Source organism: Paenibacillus sp. Marseille-Q9583, from assembly GCF_976954365.1.
The window spans coordinates 77,751-98,391 of record NZ_CDRJTB010000016.1 but is presented as its reverse complement, the minus strand read 5'-3'; the positions used below and the strand labels follow the sequence as shown (position 1 = coordinate 98,391).

The following is a 20,641-nucleotide window of genomic DNA, read 5'->3' as shown; positions in this document are numbered from 1 at the left end:
AGATTTAAATAATATGTCACTTATCGGAACAGAAGTCCTACCATTCAAAGCAAGCGCATTTCAAGATGGGAAATTCATCGATGTATCAGAAGAAAACTTCAAAGGTAAATGGAGTGTAGTTTGCTTCTACCCAGCTGACTTTACATTCGTCTGCCCAACTGAACTTGAAGATCTGCAGAACCAATATGAAACCCTGAAACAACTGGGTGTTGAAGTATATTCCGTTTCCACAGATACTCACTTTACACATAAAGCATGGCATGAAAGCTCTGCAGCTATTGGCAAGGTAAAATACATTATGATCGGCGATCCTTCTCATGTGATTTCCCGTAACTTTGATGTTCTGATCGAAGCTGACGGTCTTGCTGATCGTGGTACATTCATCATTGATCCAGACGGTATTATCCAAACCGTTGAAATTAATGCTGGTGGTATTGGTCGCGATGCTAGTGCACTTGTTAACAAAATCAAAGCAGCACAATATGTACGCAATCATCCAGGTGAAGTTTGCCCAGCGAAATGGTCCGAAGGTGCAGAAACGCTTAAACCAAGTCTCGATCTTGTAGGTAAGATTTAAGGAGCGAAAGCTAAATGAAATTAGATCAAGAAATAAAAGCTCAACTAGCTCAATACCTAGAACTCTTGGAAGGCGACGTAGTACTGAAAATCAGTGCAGGCTCTGACGAAGCATCTCAAGAGATGGAAGCGCTGGTTGATGAAATTGCCAAAATGTCAGCTAGGATAACGGTAGAAAAAACCGAACTGCCTAGAACCCCAAGCTTTAGCGTAAATCGTGTGGGTGAAGATACGGGCGTAACCTTTGCTGGAACTCCGCTAGGACATGAGTTTACTTCATTAGTGTTGGCTCTATTGCAAGTTAGCGGAAGAGCGCCTAAGGTTGAGCAAAGTGTTATTGATCAGATCAAAAGCATTAATGGCGAATATAAGTTTGAAACTTATGTCAGCCTAAGCTGTCACAATTGCCCTGATGTTGTACAAGCACTGAACCTAATGAGTATCTTCAATCCTGGCATTACCCATACGATGATTGACGGCGGAGTGTTCAAAGAAGAGGTAGAACGCAAAGAAATTATGTCTGTTCCAAGCGTTTACCTTAACGGTGAATTTTTCGAAAGTGGTCGTATGACGGTTGAAGAAATTCTAGCTAAAATGGGTAGTACTGTAGACGCATCAGAGTTTGACAATAAAGCTCCTTATGATGTACTTGTTGTTGGCGGTGGCCCAGCAGGTGCAAGTGCAGCAATTTACGCAGCGCGTAAAGGAATTCGCACAGGGATTGTCGCTGAACGCTTAGGCGGACAGGTTAACGACACACTTGGCATTGAGAACTTTATCAGTGTAAATTACATTGAAGGTCCTCAGCTAGTGGCTAAACTCGAAGAGCAAGTGAAAGAGTATGGCATTGATGTGATGAAGTTACAACGTGCCACACGTTTAGATAAGAATGATTTAATTGAAGTTGAACTCGAGAACGGTGCTGTTCTAAAGAGTAAGACGGTCATTTTGTCGACAGGTGCTCGTTGGCGCAATATGGGTGTGCCTGGTGAAGCTGAATTCAAGAATAAAGGCGTAGCCTACTGCCCACACTGTGATGGTCCTTTATTTGCAGGCAAAGATGTTGCCGTTGTCGGCGGCGGTAATTCAGGGATTGAGGCAGCTATTGACCTTGCGGGTATAGTGAAGCATGTAACGGTTCTGGAATTTGCTCCAGAGCTCAAAGCAGATGCTGTACTGCAAGATCGTCTCTACAGCCTACCTAACGTTACTGTGCTTAAGAACGTGCAAACGAAAGAAATTACCGGAACTGATAAGGTAGATGGTATTTCTTATATCGATCGTGCGACAGAAGAAACTCATCATATTGAATTACAGGGTGTGTTTGTACAGATCGGTTTGGTTCCGAACACAGATTGGTTAGGTGACATGGTTGAACGTACTCGCGTTGGCGAGATCGTTGTAGATAGCCATGGTGCCACAAATGTACCAGGAGTATTTGCTGCTGGCGATTGCACTAATAGTGCTTATAAACAAATCATCATTTCGATGGGATCCGGTGCAACTGCAGCTTTAGGTGCATTTGATTATCTGATCCGCAACTAATCGATACTGTTAATAAAAGCAAGTAACCCAAAGCCCTCACTTTTCACAAGGTGAGGGCTTTTTTTGTATGCTATCCGTATGTTATGAGCTAAAAAAGGGGATTTGTAAACTTTTTTGGAGGATTTTATGAGAATTCCTCGAATACATATTTCAAATATGAATTAAGCAAAATTGAGAATTTAGCACGGTGAGGTCCTATCGATTATTAAAAAGGTTGCTGACCAAACGAATTTACTCGGGCTGAATGCAGCAATAGAAGCGGCTCATGCAGGTGAGAAGGGAAGAGGGTTTGAAGTCGTAGCTAAGGAAATTCGGAAATTTTCACGGGAAACCGTTTCTTCAACTCAAAACATAAATGAAACCATGCTACAAATTAAGGGGATTACGAACCAAATGGCTAATTCGATAGAGAAGATAGCTGCTATCGGACAAGAACAGGCTGCATCTGTTCAGCATACTTCTGCATTTATTGAGGAAATAAAAATAATGTCCCAAAAGCTTAACGAGTTTGCGAATAAATTGTAGCAAGAGAATCAGTTCTTTTTTTGTTGAAACAAAAGAATATTTTAAACGTATATTTAAATTCATGGATGGTATAGTAAGATAGTAGTTGAGTAACAAACTTAGGAGGAATAAATTATGTCAACGCCGCACAATGCAGCACAAAATGGTGAAGTCGCCAAAACAGTATTAATGCCAGGAGATCCGTTAAGAGCGAAGTATATCGCAGAAACCTATTTGGAGAACCCAACCCAATTTAATACGGTACGGAATATGTTTGGATATACAGGCACTTACAAAGGTAAAGAAGTGTCAGTAATGGGTTCGGGAATGGGAATGCCAAGTATCGGTATTTATTCTTATGAACTATACAAAAATTATGGTGTGGAAAACATCATTCGCATCGGTAGTGCAGGTGCCTACACAGATAAATTGAATTTATTTGATGTGGTGCTGGCGGATAGTGCGTGGAGTGAATCTACATACGCCTATGTGCAAAGTGGTGTAGAAGGAGACGTGCAGCTGCCAAGTAAAGAATTGAACGTAGTCATTGAAGAAGCGGCTAAACGTATTAACAAGCCACTTTTGACTGCAAGAATTCATTCAAGCGATGTATTCTATCATGAGGACAACGTGCCAGGCCACAATGAATTTTACAATGAACATAACTGTGTATGTGTAGAAATGGAGAGCTATGCATTGTTCCATAATGCGAAAGTATTAGGTAAACAAGCAGCATGTATTCTTACCATTTCAGATTCATTAGTTACTCATGCAGTAACCACTGCAGAAGAAAGACAAAATTCTTTCAACAGCATGATGGAAGTTGCATTAGAAGCAGCGATCTCTCTTTAAGATTAAAAAGTGAAAGATAAACTAAAACATCTTTATACAGATATTGTATAGAGATGTTTTTTTGTGTTTTCAAGATTAAAGAGGCTATACCCCTTAGTTTCGTTATTGACAAGAAGAAAAATCCAGATCATAATAACATATGAGCACTTGTTCATATGTTATTATGATCTGGAGCTTTTGAATACCACTGCGCGCGCATACAAATACTATCTTGCTGAAGGTAAATAGGAGGCAAATCATGAAGAACAAGAAGAATAATCACAATCATCAGAATGAGCATGTAGACGGGGAACTCTCCGATCACGATCACAGCGATCACAATCATTCCCATGCAGGACATGATCATTCCCATGGGCCTCACGGTCATCATCATTTTGATCCTAGCGGAAACAAAAAAGGGCTAATGATTGCATTAATAATTACAGTAGGAATTATGTTTTTGGAGTTTTTTGGCGGACTGGTCACTAACAGCTTAGCGCTGCTATCGGACAGTGGGCATATGCTAAACGATGCAAGCTCCTTAGCATTAAGCCTAGTAGCGGTCTGGTTTGCAACTAAACCTGCCTCTCCCAATAAAACTTATGGATTTCATCGCTTTGAAATTTTAGCGGCACTATTGAACGGGGTCACGTTATTTGTAGTTGCTGGTTTTATCATCGTGGAAGCCTATGGACGATTCTTCGAGCCGCCTACAGTTGCAAGTGGCTCTATGATGCTGATCGCATGTATAGGTCTTTTAGCGAATGTTGCTAGTGCTTGGTCTCTTATGAGAAAAGGAGATGTAAAGAATAACATTAACCTTCGCAGCGCTTATCTTCATGTGCTTGGCGATGCCTTAGGCTCGGTAGGAGCTATTGTTGCAGGTTTAGTTATGATGATTTTTGGCTGGTATATTGCTGACCCGATTATAAGCGTACTAGTCGCTCTATTAATTCTTAGAGGCGCTTGGGGAATCATCAAACATACCGTTCATGTTCTTATGGAAGGTACACCGATTACAGTGAATCCATCTGAGGTGAAGGCAGTTCTAGAAAATATCGAGGGCGTTATAAATGTTCATGATCTTCATATTTGGACAATTACCTCGGGTCTTGATTCACTAAGCTGCCATCTCTTAATCAAAGATCAGGAAGATGATCAACGTATATTGCAGCAAGCCATTCAGTTAATAGCGCAACGCTTCAAAATCCAGCATACTACTATTCAAATTGAGACATCGGTGATATCCCATGAAGTGATGAAAGTCTAATTATATTTTATATTTTGAATAGATTCGGGGGGCTATAGTATAATAAAACTATATGGAAAGGAGTGATTGGTGCATGGAAGATCATACGCACGAGCACGAATCATGTAGCACGGGTGAACGAAAAAGTCATCACTCTGAGAAGACTAAAAAGAACCTGGTTAGCCGACTCAATAGAATTGAAGGACAAGTAAGAGGGCTAAAGGGATTAATTGAGAAGGACACCTATTGTGATGATGTGCTGCATCAAATCTCTTCGGTCCAATCTGCTTTGAACGGCGTAGGAAAGCTTTTGTTAGAACATCATATGAAGAGCTGTGTCGTAGAACGAATTCAAGATGGTGAAAATGAAGTGTTAGATGAGTTATTAATTACCATCAATAAATTAATTAAATAATTGATAATAGAAAGGATTCGTTGGAATCCTTTTTTATTTAGATTCATATATAGTATAGGGGGGTATACTAATGTTGTTAGAAAATATACTGAAGGAGGACGACCATATGAACGTAGAGGTATATACAACACCGACTTGTGAGGATTGCAGAAATTTTAAAAAGTTCTTAGGTGAGCATCATATTCCATTTACTGAATTTAATATTGCAGATCATCCTGACCATGCAGATACGTTATTTAATCGAACGGGAAAAAGATTGGTTCCTACCATTTTCATTAACAATCAGGTATTCTTCGGTTTTGTGTTCAATCGTCAAGAAATTGAGAAACAGTTGCATGTCTAATGTTCAGTTCGGACAATTTCTCTGAGCATGATCATTGCCAGCAATGTGCAGAAGCATGTTTTGCCTGTGCGAAAATTTGCCGTGAAATGGCCGCTTAACTCAGTAGGACTCTCTTCAGAGAGGACGGATTCATGAAGGAGTTTTCTCAGAAACAGGATTTCTGTTATTGAGAAGGCTCCTTTTTAGGTGCAATTGTGTAGAGCTTGTCGCTTGACATAATATAGGGTAGGGGGGTATACTAGCATCAATAAGAGGATGATACAAACAATAGAAATCATCATAAAAGTGGAAGAGGTGTTTATATAATGACTACTGCTGCGGCGGGACAATCACAAACTTCATTACAAATCACAGGGATGACTTGTGCTGCTTGTGCAAACCGCATAGAAAAAGGCTTGAACAAGTTAGAAGGTGTAACAGAAGCCAACGTAAACTTTGCAATGGAAAGGGCTACAGTGACTTATGATCCGAACATAGTGGACGTAAGTAAGATGGAAGCAAGTATTCAGAAGCTAGGGTATAGCACGGCTAAAGAAGCTGTAGATTTACAGCTTGTAGGTATGACATGCGCTGCTTGTGCATTGAAAATTGAAAAGACTCTGAATAAACTGCCTGGCGTAAGCACTGCCAGTGTGAACTTTGCGATGGAAACAGCACATGTCGAATATAATCCCGTTGAAGTTTCTGTATCTGACATGCAGAAGCGGGTGGAGAAGCTTGGATACAAGGCTGTTCCCAAACAAGAGCAAGGTGACCCAGCGGAACAGCGACAACAAGATTTATCCAAGCAAAAACGTAAGCTGCTGATCTCCGCGATTCTATCGTTTCCACTGCTGTGGGCGATGGTGAGCCACTTTTCCTTCACTTCGTGGATATGGCTGCCTGATCTTTTTATGAATCCATGGTTCCAATTGATTTTGGCAACACCAGTTCAATTTTATATTGGTAAACAATTTTACATCGGTGCTTATAAAGCGCTACGTAACGGCAGTGCGAACATGGATGTTCTAGTTTCACTTGGGACCTCAGCGGCCTTTTTTTACAGCCTTTATTTAACCATAGTTTGGGCTGTCGATGGTGGGAGCGCGCATCATGGACCAGAAATGTATTATGAAACGAGTGCAGTATTGATTACTCTGGTTCTAATGGGGAAATTGTTCGAATCCTTGGCAAAAGGACGGACCTCAGAAGCTATTAAATCCTTGATGGGACTGCAAGCCAAGACAGCTTTAGTTGTCCGCGACGGTGAAGAATTAAGCATTCCGGTAGAGGAAGTTATTACTGGTGATATAGTACTTGTTCGTCCAGGGAATAAAGTACCTGTGGATGGTGAAGTTCTGGAAGGGATCTCTTCGGTAGATGAATCCATGCTGACAGGCGAAAGCCTCCCTGTTGAAAAGAAAGCCGGAGATTCCGTCATTGGAGCGACGATTAATAAAAACGGTATGCTTCGAATTAAAGCAACAAAAGTAGGTAAAGAAACTGCTCTTGCGCAGATCATCAAAGTGGTAGAAGAAGCGCAAGGTTCAAAAGCTCCTATTCAACGGGTTGCTGACATCATCTCCGGTATCTTTGTTCCTATCGTTGTTGGGATTGCTGTTATTGCATTTTTAGTGTGGTACTTCATCGTAACACCGGGTGATTTTGCAGGAGCTTTGGAAAAAGCAATCGCCATTCTGGTTATCGCTTGCCCTTGTGCTTTGGGTCTGGCTACGCCAACCTCCATTATGGCTGGTTCCGGACGTGCAGCTGAACTGGGAATTCTGTTCAAAGGTGGAGAGCATTTAGAACAAACACATAAAATTGATACGATTATCTTGGATAAAACAGGCACTGTAACCAAGGGCAAACCTGAGCTTACCGATATTTTGGTCGAAGGCAACGAGACAGAATTTCTTAGACTGGTGGGTGCGGCCGAGAAGAATTCAGAACATCCACTTGCGGAAGCTATTGTCGCAGGCATCTTGGAAAGAAATATTGAATTGCCAGCGACTGAATCTTTTGAAGCTATACCGGGTTATGGGATCAAGGCTGTCGTGGAAGGCAAAGAGCTGTTAATTGGTACTCGGCGTCTCATGGACAAATACGGTGTAGAGGCAAGTCATGCTTATAACATCATGTCCACTTTAGAAGAGTCAGGAAAAACAGCAATGCTTGTGGCTATAAATAAAGGGTACGTGGGTATGGTAGCTGTAGCGGATACTATCAAAGAAACCTCTCAGGCTGCTGTCAGTCGCTTGAAAGGAATGGGAATCCAGGTCATTATGATTACCGGAGATAACGAACGTACGGCAAAGGCGATCGCAGCCCAAGTTGGCATTGATCATGTACGCGCTGAAGTACTTCCAGAAGGAAAAGCGGAGGAAGTGAAAAAATTACAAGCACAAGGAAAGATAGTAGCTATGGTTGGCGATGGCATTAACGATGCTCCTGCCCTTGCTACGGCAGATATTGGAATGGCAATTGGTACCGGTACGGACGTGGCTATGGAAGCTGCGGATGTTACTTTAATGCGAGGCGATCTATCCAGTATTCCCGACGCTATCTACATGAGTCGTAAAACGATGACCAATATTAAACAAAATCTATTCTGGGCACTTGGCTACAACTCACTTGGCATTCCGATTGCAGCACTTGGTTTCCTGGCTCCGTGGGTAGCGGGTGCAGCAATGGCGCTCAGTTCGGTTTCCGTTGTACTTAACGCGCTTCGTCTACAACGTGTGAAGATCCGTAACTAAATCGCTTGAGGAATGGAGACGGTGATAAGGATATGGGAGAGATAACGAAAATCGCAGTTGCGCCTCCAATTCAAGTGGGAGGAAGCCTGTTCACACCAGAGCAGCTTGCTACAATTGGAGCTATTGTAGGGACGAATGCAGGAATTGAAATGACATCTTTTAAACAGCTATATTTGGAGGTACCTCTGGAACATCGTGAAGAGATTGTGGAACAACTTGAGCGTACGGGCTTGGAAGTATATCCAGCGGGTTTTGTCACGAAAAGCCTGATTGCCTGTAATTTTTGTAAAGGGGCTGAGGAAGCAGGTCTGGCAGTTGCACAGAAGTTAAATCAGTCCATAGCAGGGATTGAAACACCTATGCCACTGAAGATTGGTTATGCGGGCTGTGCACTCGGAACAAGTGAGCCTTTGTTGAAGGACATCAGCGTTGTGAAAATGCGTAATACCTATGAGGTTTTTATTGGAGGAGAACCTAAAGGACTTAAGACTTCAATCGCGCAATCTCTTAGATCAAGGCTAAGTGAAGATCAACTCATTCCAGTGATTTTGTCATTGATTAACTACTACAAGGCCAACGCCAAAGGGAAAGAGAAATTCAAGAAATTCATTGACCGGATGACGATAGAATTGCTGCAACAAGTTGTTGCTGTGTAGGATAAGGTTTTAAATTTAAGAGGGGCTTCCTTTATAGGAGCTCCTCTTTTTACTGTGATCTAAGAATAATGCTATGAAATGCAAAGTTTGTAAAATTAATAAACTATTTAAGTAAATAAAGTGTTAAAATTTATAAAAATAATACCTTTATTATCAAGATAAATAGATGCCATAGGGGATGGCATGGAAGATGCGATGATCATTATATAAACAGAATGAGAGGGAAGTTGACCAAATTATGATCAATCTTAGTTCAGAGCGACAACAGCAAGTTAGCTATATTGGGATTACTGAGGCTGATTTAAATGTAATGAAAAGTAAGGAGAAAGAATTCAAGCAAATCGTAAGCTCCCTTGTAGATGAATTGTATAAGCAGATGATAGAGGAACCTGAGCTACTCCATATCATTGAACAGCATAGTACGCTTGATCGATTGAAGGAAACACAACAGTGGTATTTTTTATCCATGGCCTCGGGTGTGATTGATGAAGCATTTATTGAAAGACGACTGCTTATAGGTAAAATTCACTCGCGTATTGGTCTGACAACGAATTGGTATTTGGGCACTTACATATTATATTTGGATCTCGCTACAGCTTATTTTGAACGGATATTACCGACTGATTGGAAACCCGTCATTCATGCATTAACCAAGATGTTTAATCTGGATTCACAGTTGGTTCTTGAAGCCTACGAAGTCGATGAAAAAGCAAAAATAGAAAATTTATTGGAAAAGCAAAACCATTTGCTTACAGGTGTTAGTTCTGCGGTTCAAGAATTAGTATCCTTAATGGTTCAACTGAAAGATAGCAGTGAATCGATCGAGGAATTAGCAAGTAAGAATGCTGATTATCAAGAGAAAACACATCAAACTGTGTTATATCTCGACAAAGAGGTAGAGTCTATTCATCAAGTGGGTACAATGATTAGGGAAGTGGCTGATCATACGCATCTTTTGGGCTTAAACGCGGCCATTGAAGCGGCAAGAGCAGGGGAGTACGGTAGAGGCTTTGAAGTCGTCGCGAATGAAGTACGCAAGTTAGCTCGTCGCTCTAAAGATTCAATAGGAACGATTGATGAGAAGCTGAATAATATCAACTCCACACTGTCCAAGGTGAAAAAAGAATCGGAACACAATTCCATGTATTCTAGAGATCAGGTGAAGGGCTCTCAAGAACTAGCTTCTTTCGTGAATCTGATTGAAAAAGTGACCGTCGAGTTAGAAAACTTGAGATAAACAAGAAAGTCTTATATTTTTCAGATCAAATTTTTAGGTCTTCATTTCTGGGGCGAGGAGCGGTAACAGTGTCTAAAGATCATCATGCGCAAAAAGTGGTAAATGCACTTCGGAAGATTGTGGCAGGATTATTCATGTCGCTGGATGGGGTTGTAGACTCGCTTGAAGCCTCACCTAAGAAGTGGGGGAGCAATGAAATGAATGAGACGATTGCTGCGGGTGTTGCACAGGCGGATACTGTACTGCTTGGACCACGTACTTACAAGATGTTAGCCCAGTTCTGGCAGCATCAGAGTGACGACCTACCCATGGCAAGATTCCTGAACCATTCTGACAAATATCTGGTCTCCAGTACGATTACGGAGGACATGCTCGAATGGCAACCTGCAAGCCTGATCAAGGGCAATCTCTTCGAGGAGATAATGAAGCTAAAGCAACAGCCTGGAAAGAACATTCAGATCCCTGGTAGTCCGAAATTAGTGAGATCCCTATTACAAAATGGATTGTTAGATGAGCTTAGGCTTAATATCTGTCCCGTAGTCGTTGGCTCTGGAATGCGTCTTTTTGACGAGATCACGAATCAAGTCCCACTTCATCTTGTGGACTCAAAAGCTTACAGTAACGGTGTAGTAGGCTTAACGTATCGCATATAATCTTTGAAATGAAACACTCCTTCAGAATATTCTGAGGAGTGTTTTTTTGTTTAACAGTGCGGTTTAGACGTCGGTTTTGGAAACACCGTTTAAGCTGGGAACATAATCGGCAGCTTTATCGATGTTTACCATCTGAGCCGCTTCATTAAAGTTATTGTTATTCTGTGCATTGTTTTTCTTACTTGGTTGATGTTTGCCTGGTTCACCTTTGGGACTGGCGTTATTTTTTGGCATGACATTCACCTCCATATTCTCCCCATAGTATGAGAAGGTAGTCTGGATTTTATGCCAGACCTTGACAGTTATATAGTAGAAAACTCCCAATTCAATTGGAGGCTTTTTACTTTGAGGGGGCCTAGGGGAGTTCAGCATCGGCTAAGTTTATGGTTGTCTCGGACTTACTGAGTCCTTTGATGATATAGTGTAACAAATCTACAGCTAACCAGTTTAACCAGCTCCCTACGGTACCTAGTAAACCGGCGCTTGTTCGGATGAAGGAGGGTCCCTTCCCCTAGGGATGCTGAGGCAAGCTTAAAATTTGCGGTTTTTACCACAATGATTTTCGGTGTAAAGCTATAAATAATAAGATACACTTTATTCCAGTGATGCATATTACGTGGAAGGAGCTGTGCAAAATGAATAGTAACTTTATGTTAAGCATTATGCTGGGTGTCGCTGCAATTATTGTGCTGAGAAGACTAATGTCGGAACATAGGCCTATGGGGAAAAGAGCGTTTAGGATTATGCTGCCGATTCTATTCTTAAGCCCTGGTCTACTGTTGCTGCTGAATGGTCAGGTACATCTTCAACAGAATGAAACACTGCTGGCTATACTTGTAGGATTAGCTTTCTCGGTTCCTTTGATTATTACAACAGCTTATGAGAAAAGGGATGGCCGAATTTATACCAAGAGGAACATAGGTTTTCTCTATTTTTTCGTAGGGATCTTGATCTTGCGTGTTATTCTCAGAAGTTATCTTCTCCAGATTGAACCGCAAAATATGGCTGTGCTGCTGTTTATCGTCGCGTCGTCCTACATCATTCCTTGGAGACTAGCCAGTTATCTGAAGTTTAAAAAGATGATTAAATCAGACGTTTCGATGGAATAACGATACTTGTTTTAATAAAAGATCCGCGGGTAGATTGCGGGTCTTTTTTTTATGGGCAACTGGACCCCGCAACTGGAGCGTTGATGAACCAACATAATTGCGGTGCTTGGCTCGTAAAAGCGCAAAAGGTTTGTGGTTAAACCAGGGGTGGTTTTCGGTGAAAGGTCTGATAGGCTGTTGTAAGATTGACTTAAGAAAGAAACACACTCGGCTAAAGGATAATTTTCAGGAAAGGATGTGAGTGATATGGAATTGCACGCTTTACATATAGAAGGTGGCATTCCGGAACAGCAATATCTACATCTTTTGCTTTCTACTGATGCTGATATGCGCAAACGGATCTCAAGCTTCTATAAAAGGGAAGATGCGGAGCGTTCGCTTGCAGGTATTTTCCTTGCCAAATCAGTGATTGCCGACAGAATTGGACAGCCGGTTAGACGTATCCAGTTCCAGGTAAACCCTTATGGTAAGCCAGAGGTTAGCGGACTGAACATTCATTTTAACATTAGTCACTCCGGTGATTGGGTCATATGTGCTCTCGACGAGCAGCCAATCGGAACGGATATTGAACAGTGTCATTCCTTACCTCCCGCAATTGGAGATCTCTGCTTCACGGAAGAAGAGAAAGTCTATCTGGCAGCAGATTCGCATGAATATCCTAATCGCTTCTACGAGCTTTGGACCATGAAGGAGAGTTATATCAAGGCTTTGGGGAAGGGGATGTCAATCCCTTTACAATCCTTTTCTATTCAAAAGAGTCAGGAAGAAAGCAGGTTCAAATGTTACATACAGAATCATTTACTGGAAGATTGGTCTTTTGAGACCTTTAATGACATAACTGGTTATCAATGTGCTGTTTGCTGCCATCCCAAGAGCATACCAGGGCAGTTGAAGTTGTGGAGTTTAAATGATTTTTACTATCCTAAGTTGGAGTTGGCGTAATGATGAATCCTATAAAAGTGTTCTGTATTCCATACGCGGGCGGTTCTGCAGTCACTTATGAACGCTGGAAGAAGCGGATACCGGATAAGAATGATATGGATTTTATTCCGCTGGAACTAGCCGGAAGAGGTCGCAAGTCGAATCTTCCTTTTTATGAAAATATGGAAGAAGCCGTTGAAGATTTGTATCAGAGTATCCGCTCTGAGTTGTATGAGCCCTATGCGATATTTGGACATAGTATGGGCAGTCTGATCGCGTTTGAATTATGTCACAAGCTGCAAGAGAAGGGGCTGCCGGGGCCGGAGCATATTTTTTTCTCAGGTAGACGATCTCCTTTTATCCCCTCTCCTAATCATAACTTTCATATGTTATCTGATGAGGAGTTTGTACAGGAAGTGCTCAACTACGGGGGGACCACTAGACAGGCGTTGGAGCATACAGAGCTTCGTGAGTTATTTCTCCCGATTCTACGAGCCGATTTTAAATTAGTCGAGACGTATCAACCTAGATTAGACCGTCCCAAATTTTCAGCCAACATCAGTGCATTCGGAGGAAAAAGGGATGTCCAGGTTACACTAGAAGACCTTCAATCCTGGGGGGAGACGACTATGGGACAGTGTCGCACCAGTATTTTTCCGGGTAATCATTTCTTTATTAACGAATCGTTGGATGATGTCATTATGAAAATTTATATCGCCTTATATTTGGAGAGAATCTTCCGGGTTGCTATACCTGGGAAATAAAGGAGGTTTCAATTTCAATGTCTACAACACCCGCTAATCAATTGTCCAAATCCTCTGATCCGGTATGGCTTGAACGGTATGAGGATGAGAATATGAAGCTGGATCTCTCATGGGGAAGTCCACTGAGCAGCCAAGCAGTTAAGAATGAGGACTCTCTGGGCTTTGTGGATTTCACATTTTCAAGTCGAACATTTACCGCTTTCCGTAAGTTGGCACATACACACGGTTTTTCGATATATTCAGGGATAATGACGCTGTATGCGATGGTGTTATATCGGTACACTGGCGAGAAGAATTTCCTTATTAATTACGAATGCTCCACTGGTTATCATGAGATACAGCCGATCCTATGCACGGTAGATTCGGGACAATCTTTTATAGAGGTTTGGGAACAAACTGAGAATCATGCGAGAGAGAATCCGCGGTATGCTGCTGAAGCTTTTATGGAGCGGACTGCAGAATGGATAAGAGAAACTCGGTTGAACAGCTATGCTATAGGTCATTCTGCAATCTATGAAAGCAGGACATTATGTACATTCACTCCTTATGATCTGGCGCTGAATATCGTTGTAGGTGATAATGATCTATCGCTGCGCTTGATTTATAGCAAGACAGCCCTCCGCAGCGCTTCTATCCGCAGCTTGTCCCGTCATCTAAGCAGAATGGCCACTAATGCCCTCCGGCAGCCATTTACCCCTATTGCTTCTATCGAAATGCTCTCCACCTTAGAAAAACGCCGCATTCTGATTGACTTCAATGCAACGGACACCCTTCTTCCAGTACAACAATCGATTCATGAGCTGTTTGAAGAGCAGGTTAAACTTGCAGCAGAACATCCGGCAATTGTTCACGAAGGCGGTCAAATTTCTTACCGTGAACTAGATGAACAAGCGAACCGATGGGCGAATTTTCTGGCAGGTGAGAAGCAGACGGGACGGGAGACCCGGATTGGCTTATTGATGGAGAGTGGTTTTGAGCACATCATTGCATCCCTAGCAGTTCTTAAGAGCGGAGGTGCTTTTGTACCGATTCACGTGGGCTTACCTCAAGATCGAATCACGGATATCATCGAGAGTTCAGGGATTGAAACCTTACTGTCCTGTCAAAAACATGCATTAATGTGTGAGCACCAGGCAGCGGTGACTGACCTGAAGAGCTGTGTATACTTCGATACTGGTAAACAAATGATTCGTACCGACAAAGGATTGGAGCTTGTAACGATATCATGGGAGAACATCAGCAGCAAGAAGCCGAAGCATGTGGGAAAGCTTGAGGATTTGGCGTATATTATTTTCACTTCGGGAACAACCGGTAAACCCAAAGGCGTAATGATTGAACACCGAGGGTTGGTTAATCTGGCTACGATGTATGCCTCTGAGTTCCCTCTGGATGTGCCGAAACGTGTAGTACAGTTCGCTAATGTATCGTTTGATGCATCGATTTGGGAATGGTTGCAGGCACTGACATCGGGAGGAACACTGTGTATCCCGCCCCGGGACATCATCTATAATTTCATTCGATTTGAACGTTATTTAAATGATTATGAAGTAAATACTGCAACACTTCCACCTGCTTATGCAGCATCCCTGCATCCTGAACGCATACATACGTTAAGACATCTTTTTGTAGTAGGCTCGGCTTCTACACCTGCTTTACTGGAACAGTGGGGGGAGCAAGTTCAATATATAAATGGCTATGGACCCACCGAATCATCTATCTGTGCAACCTATTGGAAGAAGCCGAAAGAGCTTGCAGCAGGCAAGCTCAAAGCGGTTCCTATCGGAAAACCGATCGCTAATTTCCAGCTCTATATTATCGATCCTGATCAGAACCCACAGCCTATTGGCGTTGCAGGGGAGCTGTGTATAGGAGGCATTGGATTAACTCGCGGTTACTTGAATTTGCCGGAAGTCAGCAGAGAAAAATTGGTTCCACATCCTTTTCAATCTGGCGAGTGGATTTATAAGACAGGTGACCTTGCCAAATGGCTTCCTGACGGAAATGTAGAGTATATCGGACGCATTGATCATCAGGTGAAGGTTAGAGGTATCCGGATTGAGACTGAGGAGATTGAAACTGTGCTGCTGCAACATCCAGCTGTTAAGAATGCAGCCGTCCTTGATAAGAATAACGAAGAGGGTCAGAAATATCTTGCTGCATATTTAGTACTCGAAAGTAAAATTACAACCTCTGAATTACAACAATATGTACTGAGTAAGCTTCCAGATTATATGCTTCCCCAGCAGTTCATCCAAGTGGATACGTCATTCCCATTAAATGCTAGTGGCAAGATTGATCGGAAGAAACTACTTCTTATAACAACTGTTATAAATGATAACAACCTATATATTGCTCCATCAAAACCATTGGAATCTGAGTTAACCCTATTATGGCAGCAGGTGCTAGGCACAGATCGGATAGGCGTAGAGGATGATTTTCTCCTATTAGGTGGCCATTCCTTGAAGGCTGCGGTGATTATAAGCGCTATTCTAGAGCATTATGAGATTCGCATCACCTTGGCTGACCTGCTCCGCTTAAAGAATATTCGTTCTTTGGCGTCTTTTATCGAGCAGAGCGACAAGACGATTTCCACTTCGATGGATAAGGTAGCTGAGCAAGCCTCTTATCCTGCTTCCTCGGCGCAGCAGCGGATGTATACACTCTCACAGGCTAACCCGGAGAGCACTCCTTACAACTTGCCAATGGCCATTGAGATCCATGGGGAGCTGGATTTAACCAGACTCGAGATGGCTTTAAATGAACTGATACGCTGCCACGAATCGCTCCGCACCTCTTTTAGCCTGGAGGAAGACGGTCTTCGGCAGAACGTTCACGAACAAGCAGTATTGAGCCTTAAGATTGGTGACAGTCAACAGTCTGCTGAAGAGACGATACAAGCTTTTGTCGCTCCGTTTGATCTGCACCAGGCTCCATTATTTCGGGCTTTATGGAAGGAGCTTGGACCCTCACGCGGGCTTCTATTAATGGATATTCACCATTCAGTCTGCGACGGGATATCCACCGGACTTCTACTGAGACAGCTTAATGCTATATACAATGGAGAGTTGGTCGCGACTCCTGCAAGAATACAGTATAAGGATTGCTCGAACTGGCTAGAGATACAGCAGTGTACGGAGGATGGCAGAAGAGCAGAACAGTATTGGCTAAAATTATTCGAAGGGGAACTGCCGATTCTGCAATTGCCTACCGATCACTCGGGAATTCCTTATTCCCAAACCGCAGGAGACCATTTGACACTACCCTTGACCCGGAAATTAGCTGACAAGGTGAAGGAGGCGGCAGGCCGCAGCGGAACAACACCCTATATGGTAATGTTAGGAGCCTTTCAGCTCTTATTATCCAGATACAGCGGTCAAGAGGACATGATCGTCGGTACGGTAAATAACGGAAGAAGTCATTCAGAGATGTCATCCGTTGTAGGCATGTTTGTGAATACCTTACCCTTACGGCTACGCCAGTACGGTACACAAACGGGAAGAGAACTTCTGGAAGCAGTCAAGCAACAGGTACTGATGGCTTCTGAACATAGCTTATATCCCTTTGAGAAGCTGGCTTCGCAGCTAGAGTTCTCTCGCAGCCATGAACGGAATCCATTATTTGATATTTTGTTTTCGATGGAGAATCTGGAACTGCCAGACTTGCGTCTGGGAAATGCCCAAGGTATTCCTTATCCATTCCAAGACCCTGTATCCCGGTTTAAGTTAGCTCTGATCGTAACGGAGCAAGGCAAAGAGCTGTCTTTGAAATGGGAGTATCTCACCTCCGCGTTCAAACCAGAGACGGTGGAGCGAATGAACGAGCACTACTTACAGCTATTGGAACAGCTGGTGACAAGACTGGATGATTCTATTTCAGAGTTCGAGATGATTACCATACCGGAAAGGGAGCAGCTGCTGAACATCTTCAATACTGAATCCGTAGCTTTTCCTGAAGAAATAACAGCCTACGAATGGTTCATGTGCCAATCGGGGAAAACCCCGGAACAGACCGCGGTGATCTGCGGAACGGAACGTTTGACATACCGAGAGCTAAATGAACAATCCAATCGCTTAGCAAGGGCACTAATAAGTAAAGGTCTGGGAAAAGACAGCATTGCCGCTGTGATGTCCCGTCCATCCGTGCATATGATTACAGCAATCCTAGCCATTCTGAAGAGTGGAGCAGCTTATCTTCCTATTGATCCTGATTATCCAGCAGAGCGTATTTCTTATATGCTTCACAATAGTGGTGCAGAGATCCTGTTGACACAAAGTCAATTCCCAGCTCCAGATGATTATGGTATAGAAATGCTGGATATAGATCATCTGGATTGGTGTCTGGATTACGGAGCGGAGGATTTGGAATCCTTGAGCGGACCGGATGATCTGGCTTATATCATCTATACCTCCGGGTCTACAGGGAAGCCAAAAGGGGTTATGATAGAGCATCGCTCACTGGTCCAATTATGTCATTGGCATCATCGGGTTTTTGCACTGAATGAGCAGGACCGGACGACTCAGTTTGCCGGATTTGGATTCGATGCAGCGGTATGGGAGATCTTTCCCTCCCTGTTATGCGGAGCCGAGCTTCACCTCGTTCAGGAGAATCTCCGCAAAGATGTGCATCGATTAAATGAATATATGAATTTAAACGGAATTACGGTGAGTTTCCTGCCTACGCCGATCTGCGAGCCTTTTATGTCGCTTCAGAATCAATCCCTACGCTTGTTACTAACTGGAGGAGATACTCTGAAGTCGTTTATTCCGCAGCGTTATAAACTAGTTAACAATTACGGTCCAACAGAGCATACGGTTGTAGCCACTAGCTTTCAGGTAGAGGAGAGCAGTGGGAAGATTCCTATCGGTAAACCCATTGATAATACCTCCATCTACATCATAGATCCGTATTTCAGATTACAGCCGGTAGGCGTGGAAGGCGAGATTGCTATCGCGGGTACTGGAATCGCTAGAGGTTATTTGCATAACGAAACGTTAACTAACCAGAGGTTTGTGGACGATCCTTTTCATCCTGGTAGAAAAATGTATCTAACCGGAGATCGGGGTCGTTGGCTGACAGATGGCAACGTTGAATATAAAGGGCGGTTAGATGATCAAATCAAAGTCCGTGGCTATCGGATTGAGCTTGGTGAGATAGAGGCGAAGCTGCTGCTTAATCCTGAGATTAGAGAAGCTGTGGTGATTAGTAAGACGGGGAATAACGGAGGCAACGAATTATATGGATATTGTATCCCAGCTCACTCTGGTGTTGTCGAAGAATCGATCAGAGAGAAGCTAAGAGAACAATTGCCTGAATATATGGTTCCTGCTCAGCTTGTCTTGTTGGAGAGCTTACCGCTTACTCCTAACGGAAAAATAGACAAAAAGCAGCTTGCACAAAGGCTGACGGAAAAGGCTCCGAATATGATTAAGTTACCACCTACGAATACCATGGAACGGATTCTGGTTGAAGTATGGAAAGATGTACTCGGTGAGACTGCGGGGACAGAAGATCACTTCTATAGCTTGGGTGGAGATTCGATCAAAGCCATTCAAGTTGCCTCTCGATTACACAAATATGGCTTGCAACTGGATGTGAAGCACATTCTTCAGCAAAATACGATTCGCCGAATCGCACCGTTCGTGAAGACCAAATCTGTGCGGGGAGGAGAAAAGGTGAAGCTGGAATCGGCTGCGCTAACGCCTATCCAGAACTGGCTGTTTCAGAATCCAGAAGGGGTACGTCATCATTTTAACCAATCCATGCTTCTCTTCCATCAAGAAGGCTTTAGCCCTGAAGGGGTTGAACGGAGTTTCGATCTTCTGTCCAATGTACATGAGGGTCTGCGAGCCAAATTCAGAAGAACCACAGAAGGGCAGTTTGAGTTTGAGGCTATAATCCAAGCGGATTCTATGATCGAAGGTGGATTTTCAGTAAAAGTGTATGACATGCGAGAAGAAGAGCATCCGGAACAGAGAATGAGCGAAGAGGCGGATACGCTTCAAGCGGGATTAAATATAGAACATGGGCCACTTGTAAAGCTAGGGTTATTCCGAAGAACTGAGGGTGATTACCTTCTAATTGTTATTCATCACCTTATAGTAGATGGGGTGTCATGGAGAATCCTTCTTGAGGATTTCAGAAATATCTATACTCAGTTAAAAACGGCAGAGCATGATACGAAAATTCAGCTTCCAGAATCGACTGATTCATTCTTCTATTGGGCGGAACAAATGAAGCAGTACGCTCAAAGTGAAGAGCTGCTTAAGGAGCTTACTTTCTGGAATAGAATCACCTCCTGGGAAGAAGAACCGTTGTATCCTGGTCTAACTTCCACCCATATGGTTAACCAATCCAGCAGTGTTACCTTGCTATTTACCCGTGAACAGACGGAGGCGTTGCTGAAAGATACCCATGGCAGTTATAACACGGAAATTAACGATTTACTGCTGTGTGCAGTTAGCTTAGCAGTTAAAGATTGGATTGGACGCCGAGCCATCAAGATTACAATAGAAAGTCATGGACGCGAAGAATTGTTTGTTGATACGGATGTGACTAGAACAGTAGGATGGTTTACCTCTGTGTATCCATTGCTGCTGGAGCTTATCGATCCCGATGACATTGGAGACTCCATCAAACGAACTAAAGAAACGCTGAGGGCCGTGCCACATAATGGTATCGGATACGGTGTATTGAAATACTTGAGCACAGCGCATAGACAAGAACTTGGTGAGATATCGCCGCCAGTGATTAGCTTTAACTTTATGGGGCAAATGGATAACGAGAATCAGTTATTCAGTGTATCGAAGCTCTATAGAGGACAGGAAGTGCACCCGGAATTTAATCATAATCATGCGATAGCCTTGGAAGGTGTAATCAGCGGCGGCTGCCTTGAAATGGTCTGTCACTATAATAGGGAAACCTTAGAACCAGCTGCCATACATGCTTTCGCTGAGGCCTACAGACGTAGCTTACTGGCAATCATTGAGCATTGTCAGAACCGGAGAGAAGGGGAATTGACGCCGAGTGATTGCTCATCTGGTCAAATTGATTTTGAACTGCTTGGCGAGATCTTTGAATCCATCGGCAATTAAAAACGAATG

General features: G+C 43.0%; 17 protein-coding genes. 16 read left to right on the top strand and 1 reads right to left on the bottom strand.

Translation table 11 applies throughout. The features are described 5' to 3' along the window. The first annotated feature begins 13 nt into the window (after nucleotides 1–13). The 12 genes from ahpC (at nucleotide 14) to ACWNM1_RS10295 (ending at nucleotide 10,747) form a co-directional block, all read left to right on the top strand. Nucleotides 14–577: an alkyl hydroperoxide reductase subunit C gene (gene ahpC / locus ACWNM1_RS10350; protein ID WP_042192019.1), complete on the top strand. Its 564-nt coding sequence runs from the start codon at nucleotides 14–16 to the stop codon at nucleotides 575–577. A gap of 14 nt (nucleotides 578–591) precedes the next feature. Further along, nucleotides 592–2,121, top strand: coding sequence for an alkyl hydroperoxide reductase subunit F (gene ahpF / locus ACWNM1_RS10345; RefSeq protein WP_042192017.1), 1,530 nt, complete (start codon nucleotides 592–594; stop codon nucleotides 2,119–2,121). Between the two features lie 201 nt (nucleotides 2,122–2,322). Then, entirely contained in the window at nucleotides 2,323–2,646 is a 324-nt protein-coding gene (locus ACWNM1_RS10340; RefSeq protein WP_449600912.1) for a methyl-accepting chemotaxis protein, read from the top strand. Between the two features lie 114 nt (nucleotides 2,647–2,760). Next, on the top strand, nucleotides 2,761–3,477 hold the full coding sequence (deoD, locus tag ACWNM1_RS10335; RefSeq protein ID WP_449600909.1) for a purine-nucleoside phosphorylase: 717 nt from the start codon (nucleotides 2,761–2,763) through the stop codon (nucleotides 3,475–3,477). 238 nt (nucleotides 3,478–3,715) lie between these two features. After that, entirely contained in the window at nucleotides 3,716–4,726 is a 1,011-nt protein-coding gene (locus tag ACWNM1_RS10330) for a cation diffusion facilitator family transporter (protein ID WP_449600908.1), read from the top strand. 73 nt (nucleotides 4,727–4,799) lie between these two features. Then, the gene (locus tag ACWNM1_RS10325; protein ID WP_042131123.1) at nucleotides 4,800–5,120 is read left to right on the top strand and encodes a metal-sensitive transcriptional regulator; all 321 of its coding nucleotides are present in this window, start codon (nucleotides 4,800–4,802) and stop codon (nucleotides 5,118–5,120) included. 70 nt (nucleotides 5,121–5,190) lie between these two features. After that, the gene (locus ACWNM1_RS10320; protein WP_449600907.1) at nucleotides 5,191–5,463 is read left to right on the top strand and encodes a glutaredoxin family protein; all 273 of its coding nucleotides are present in this window, start codon (nucleotides 5,191–5,193) and stop codon (nucleotides 5,461–5,463) included. After that, nucleotides 5,463–5,561: a four-helix bundle copper-binding protein gene (locus ACWNM1_RS10315; protein WP_449600906.1), complete on the top strand. Its 99-nt coding sequence runs from the start codon at nucleotides 5,463–5,465 to the stop codon at nucleotides 5,559–5,561. The genes ACWNM1_RS10320 and ACWNM1_RS10315 overlap by 1 nt, the downstream gene beginning before the upstream one ends. A 207-nt stretch (nucleotides 5,562–5,768) precedes the next feature. Next, a complete protein-coding gene (locus tag ACWNM1_RS10310; RefSeq protein ID WP_449600905.1) occupies nucleotides 5,769–8,201 on the top strand; it encodes a heavy metal translocating P-type ATPase in 2,433 nt (810 codons plus the stop codon). A 32-nt stretch (nucleotides 8,202–8,233) separates the two neighbouring features. Further along, nucleotides 8,234–8,857 (top strand): nitrite reductase, encoded by a 624-nt coding sequence (locus ACWNM1_RS10305; protein WP_449600904.1) that lies wholly within the window; start codon nucleotides 8,234–8,236, stop codon nucleotides 8,855–8,857. A gap of 238 nt (nucleotides 8,858–9,095) precedes the next feature. Next, nucleotides 9,096–10,094 (top strand): protoglobin domain-containing protein, encoded by a 999-nt coding sequence (locus ACWNM1_RS10300; RefSeq protein WP_449600903.1) that lies wholly within the window; start codon nucleotides 9,096–9,098, stop codon nucleotides 10,092–10,094. A gap of 68 nt (nucleotides 10,095–10,162) precedes the next feature. After that, nucleotides 10,163–10,747 (top strand): dihydrofolate reductase family protein, encoded by a 585-nt coding sequence (locus tag ACWNM1_RS10295; RefSeq protein ID WP_449600902.1) that lies wholly within the window; start codon nucleotides 10,163–10,165, stop codon nucleotides 10,745–10,747. Between the two features lie 63 nt (nucleotides 10,748–10,810). Here ACWNM1_RS10295 and ACWNM1_RS10290 read toward each other — a convergent pair whose 3' ends face one another. Then, on the bottom strand, nucleotides 10,811–10,981 hold the full coding sequence (locus tag ACWNM1_RS10290) for a hypothetical protein (RefSeq protein ID WP_156113190.1): 171 nt from the start codon (nucleotides 10,979–10,981) through the stop codon (nucleotides 10,811–10,813). Between the two features lie 401 nt (nucleotides 10,982–11,382). Between ACWNM1_RS10290 and ACWNM1_RS10285 the strand changes: the two genes are divergently transcribed. The 4 genes from ACWNM1_RS10285 to ACWNM1_RS10270 all read left to right on the top strand — a co-directional run bounded on the left by ACWNM1_RS10285 (nucleotide 11,383) and on the right by ACWNM1_RS10270 (nucleotide 20,632). Next, nucleotides 11,383–11,856 (top strand): CcdC protein domain-containing protein, encoded by a 474-nt coding sequence (locus ACWNM1_RS10285; RefSeq protein WP_042192000.1) that lies wholly within the window; start codon nucleotides 11,383–11,385, stop codon nucleotides 11,854–11,856. Nucleotides 11,857–12,102: 246 nt separating this feature from the next. Then, nucleotides 12,103–12,798: a 4'-phosphopantetheinyl transferase family protein gene (locus ACWNM1_RS10280; RefSeq protein ID WP_449600901.1), complete on the top strand. Its 696-nt coding sequence runs from the start codon at nucleotides 12,103–12,105 to the stop codon at nucleotides 12,796–12,798. Further along, a complete protein-coding gene (locus ACWNM1_RS10275) occupies nucleotides 12,798–13,541 on the top strand; it encodes a thioesterase II family protein (protein WP_449600900.1) in 744 nt (247 codons plus the stop codon). The genes ACWNM1_RS10280 and ACWNM1_RS10275 overlap by 1 nt, the downstream gene beginning before the upstream one ends. A gap of 17 nt (nucleotides 13,542–13,558) precedes the next feature. Further along, entirely contained in the window at nucleotides 13,559–20,632 is a 7,074-nt protein-coding gene (locus ACWNM1_RS10270) for an amino acid adenylation domain-containing protein (RefSeq protein WP_449600899.1), read from the top strand. Nucleotides 20,633–20,641 lie beyond the last annotated feature (9 nt).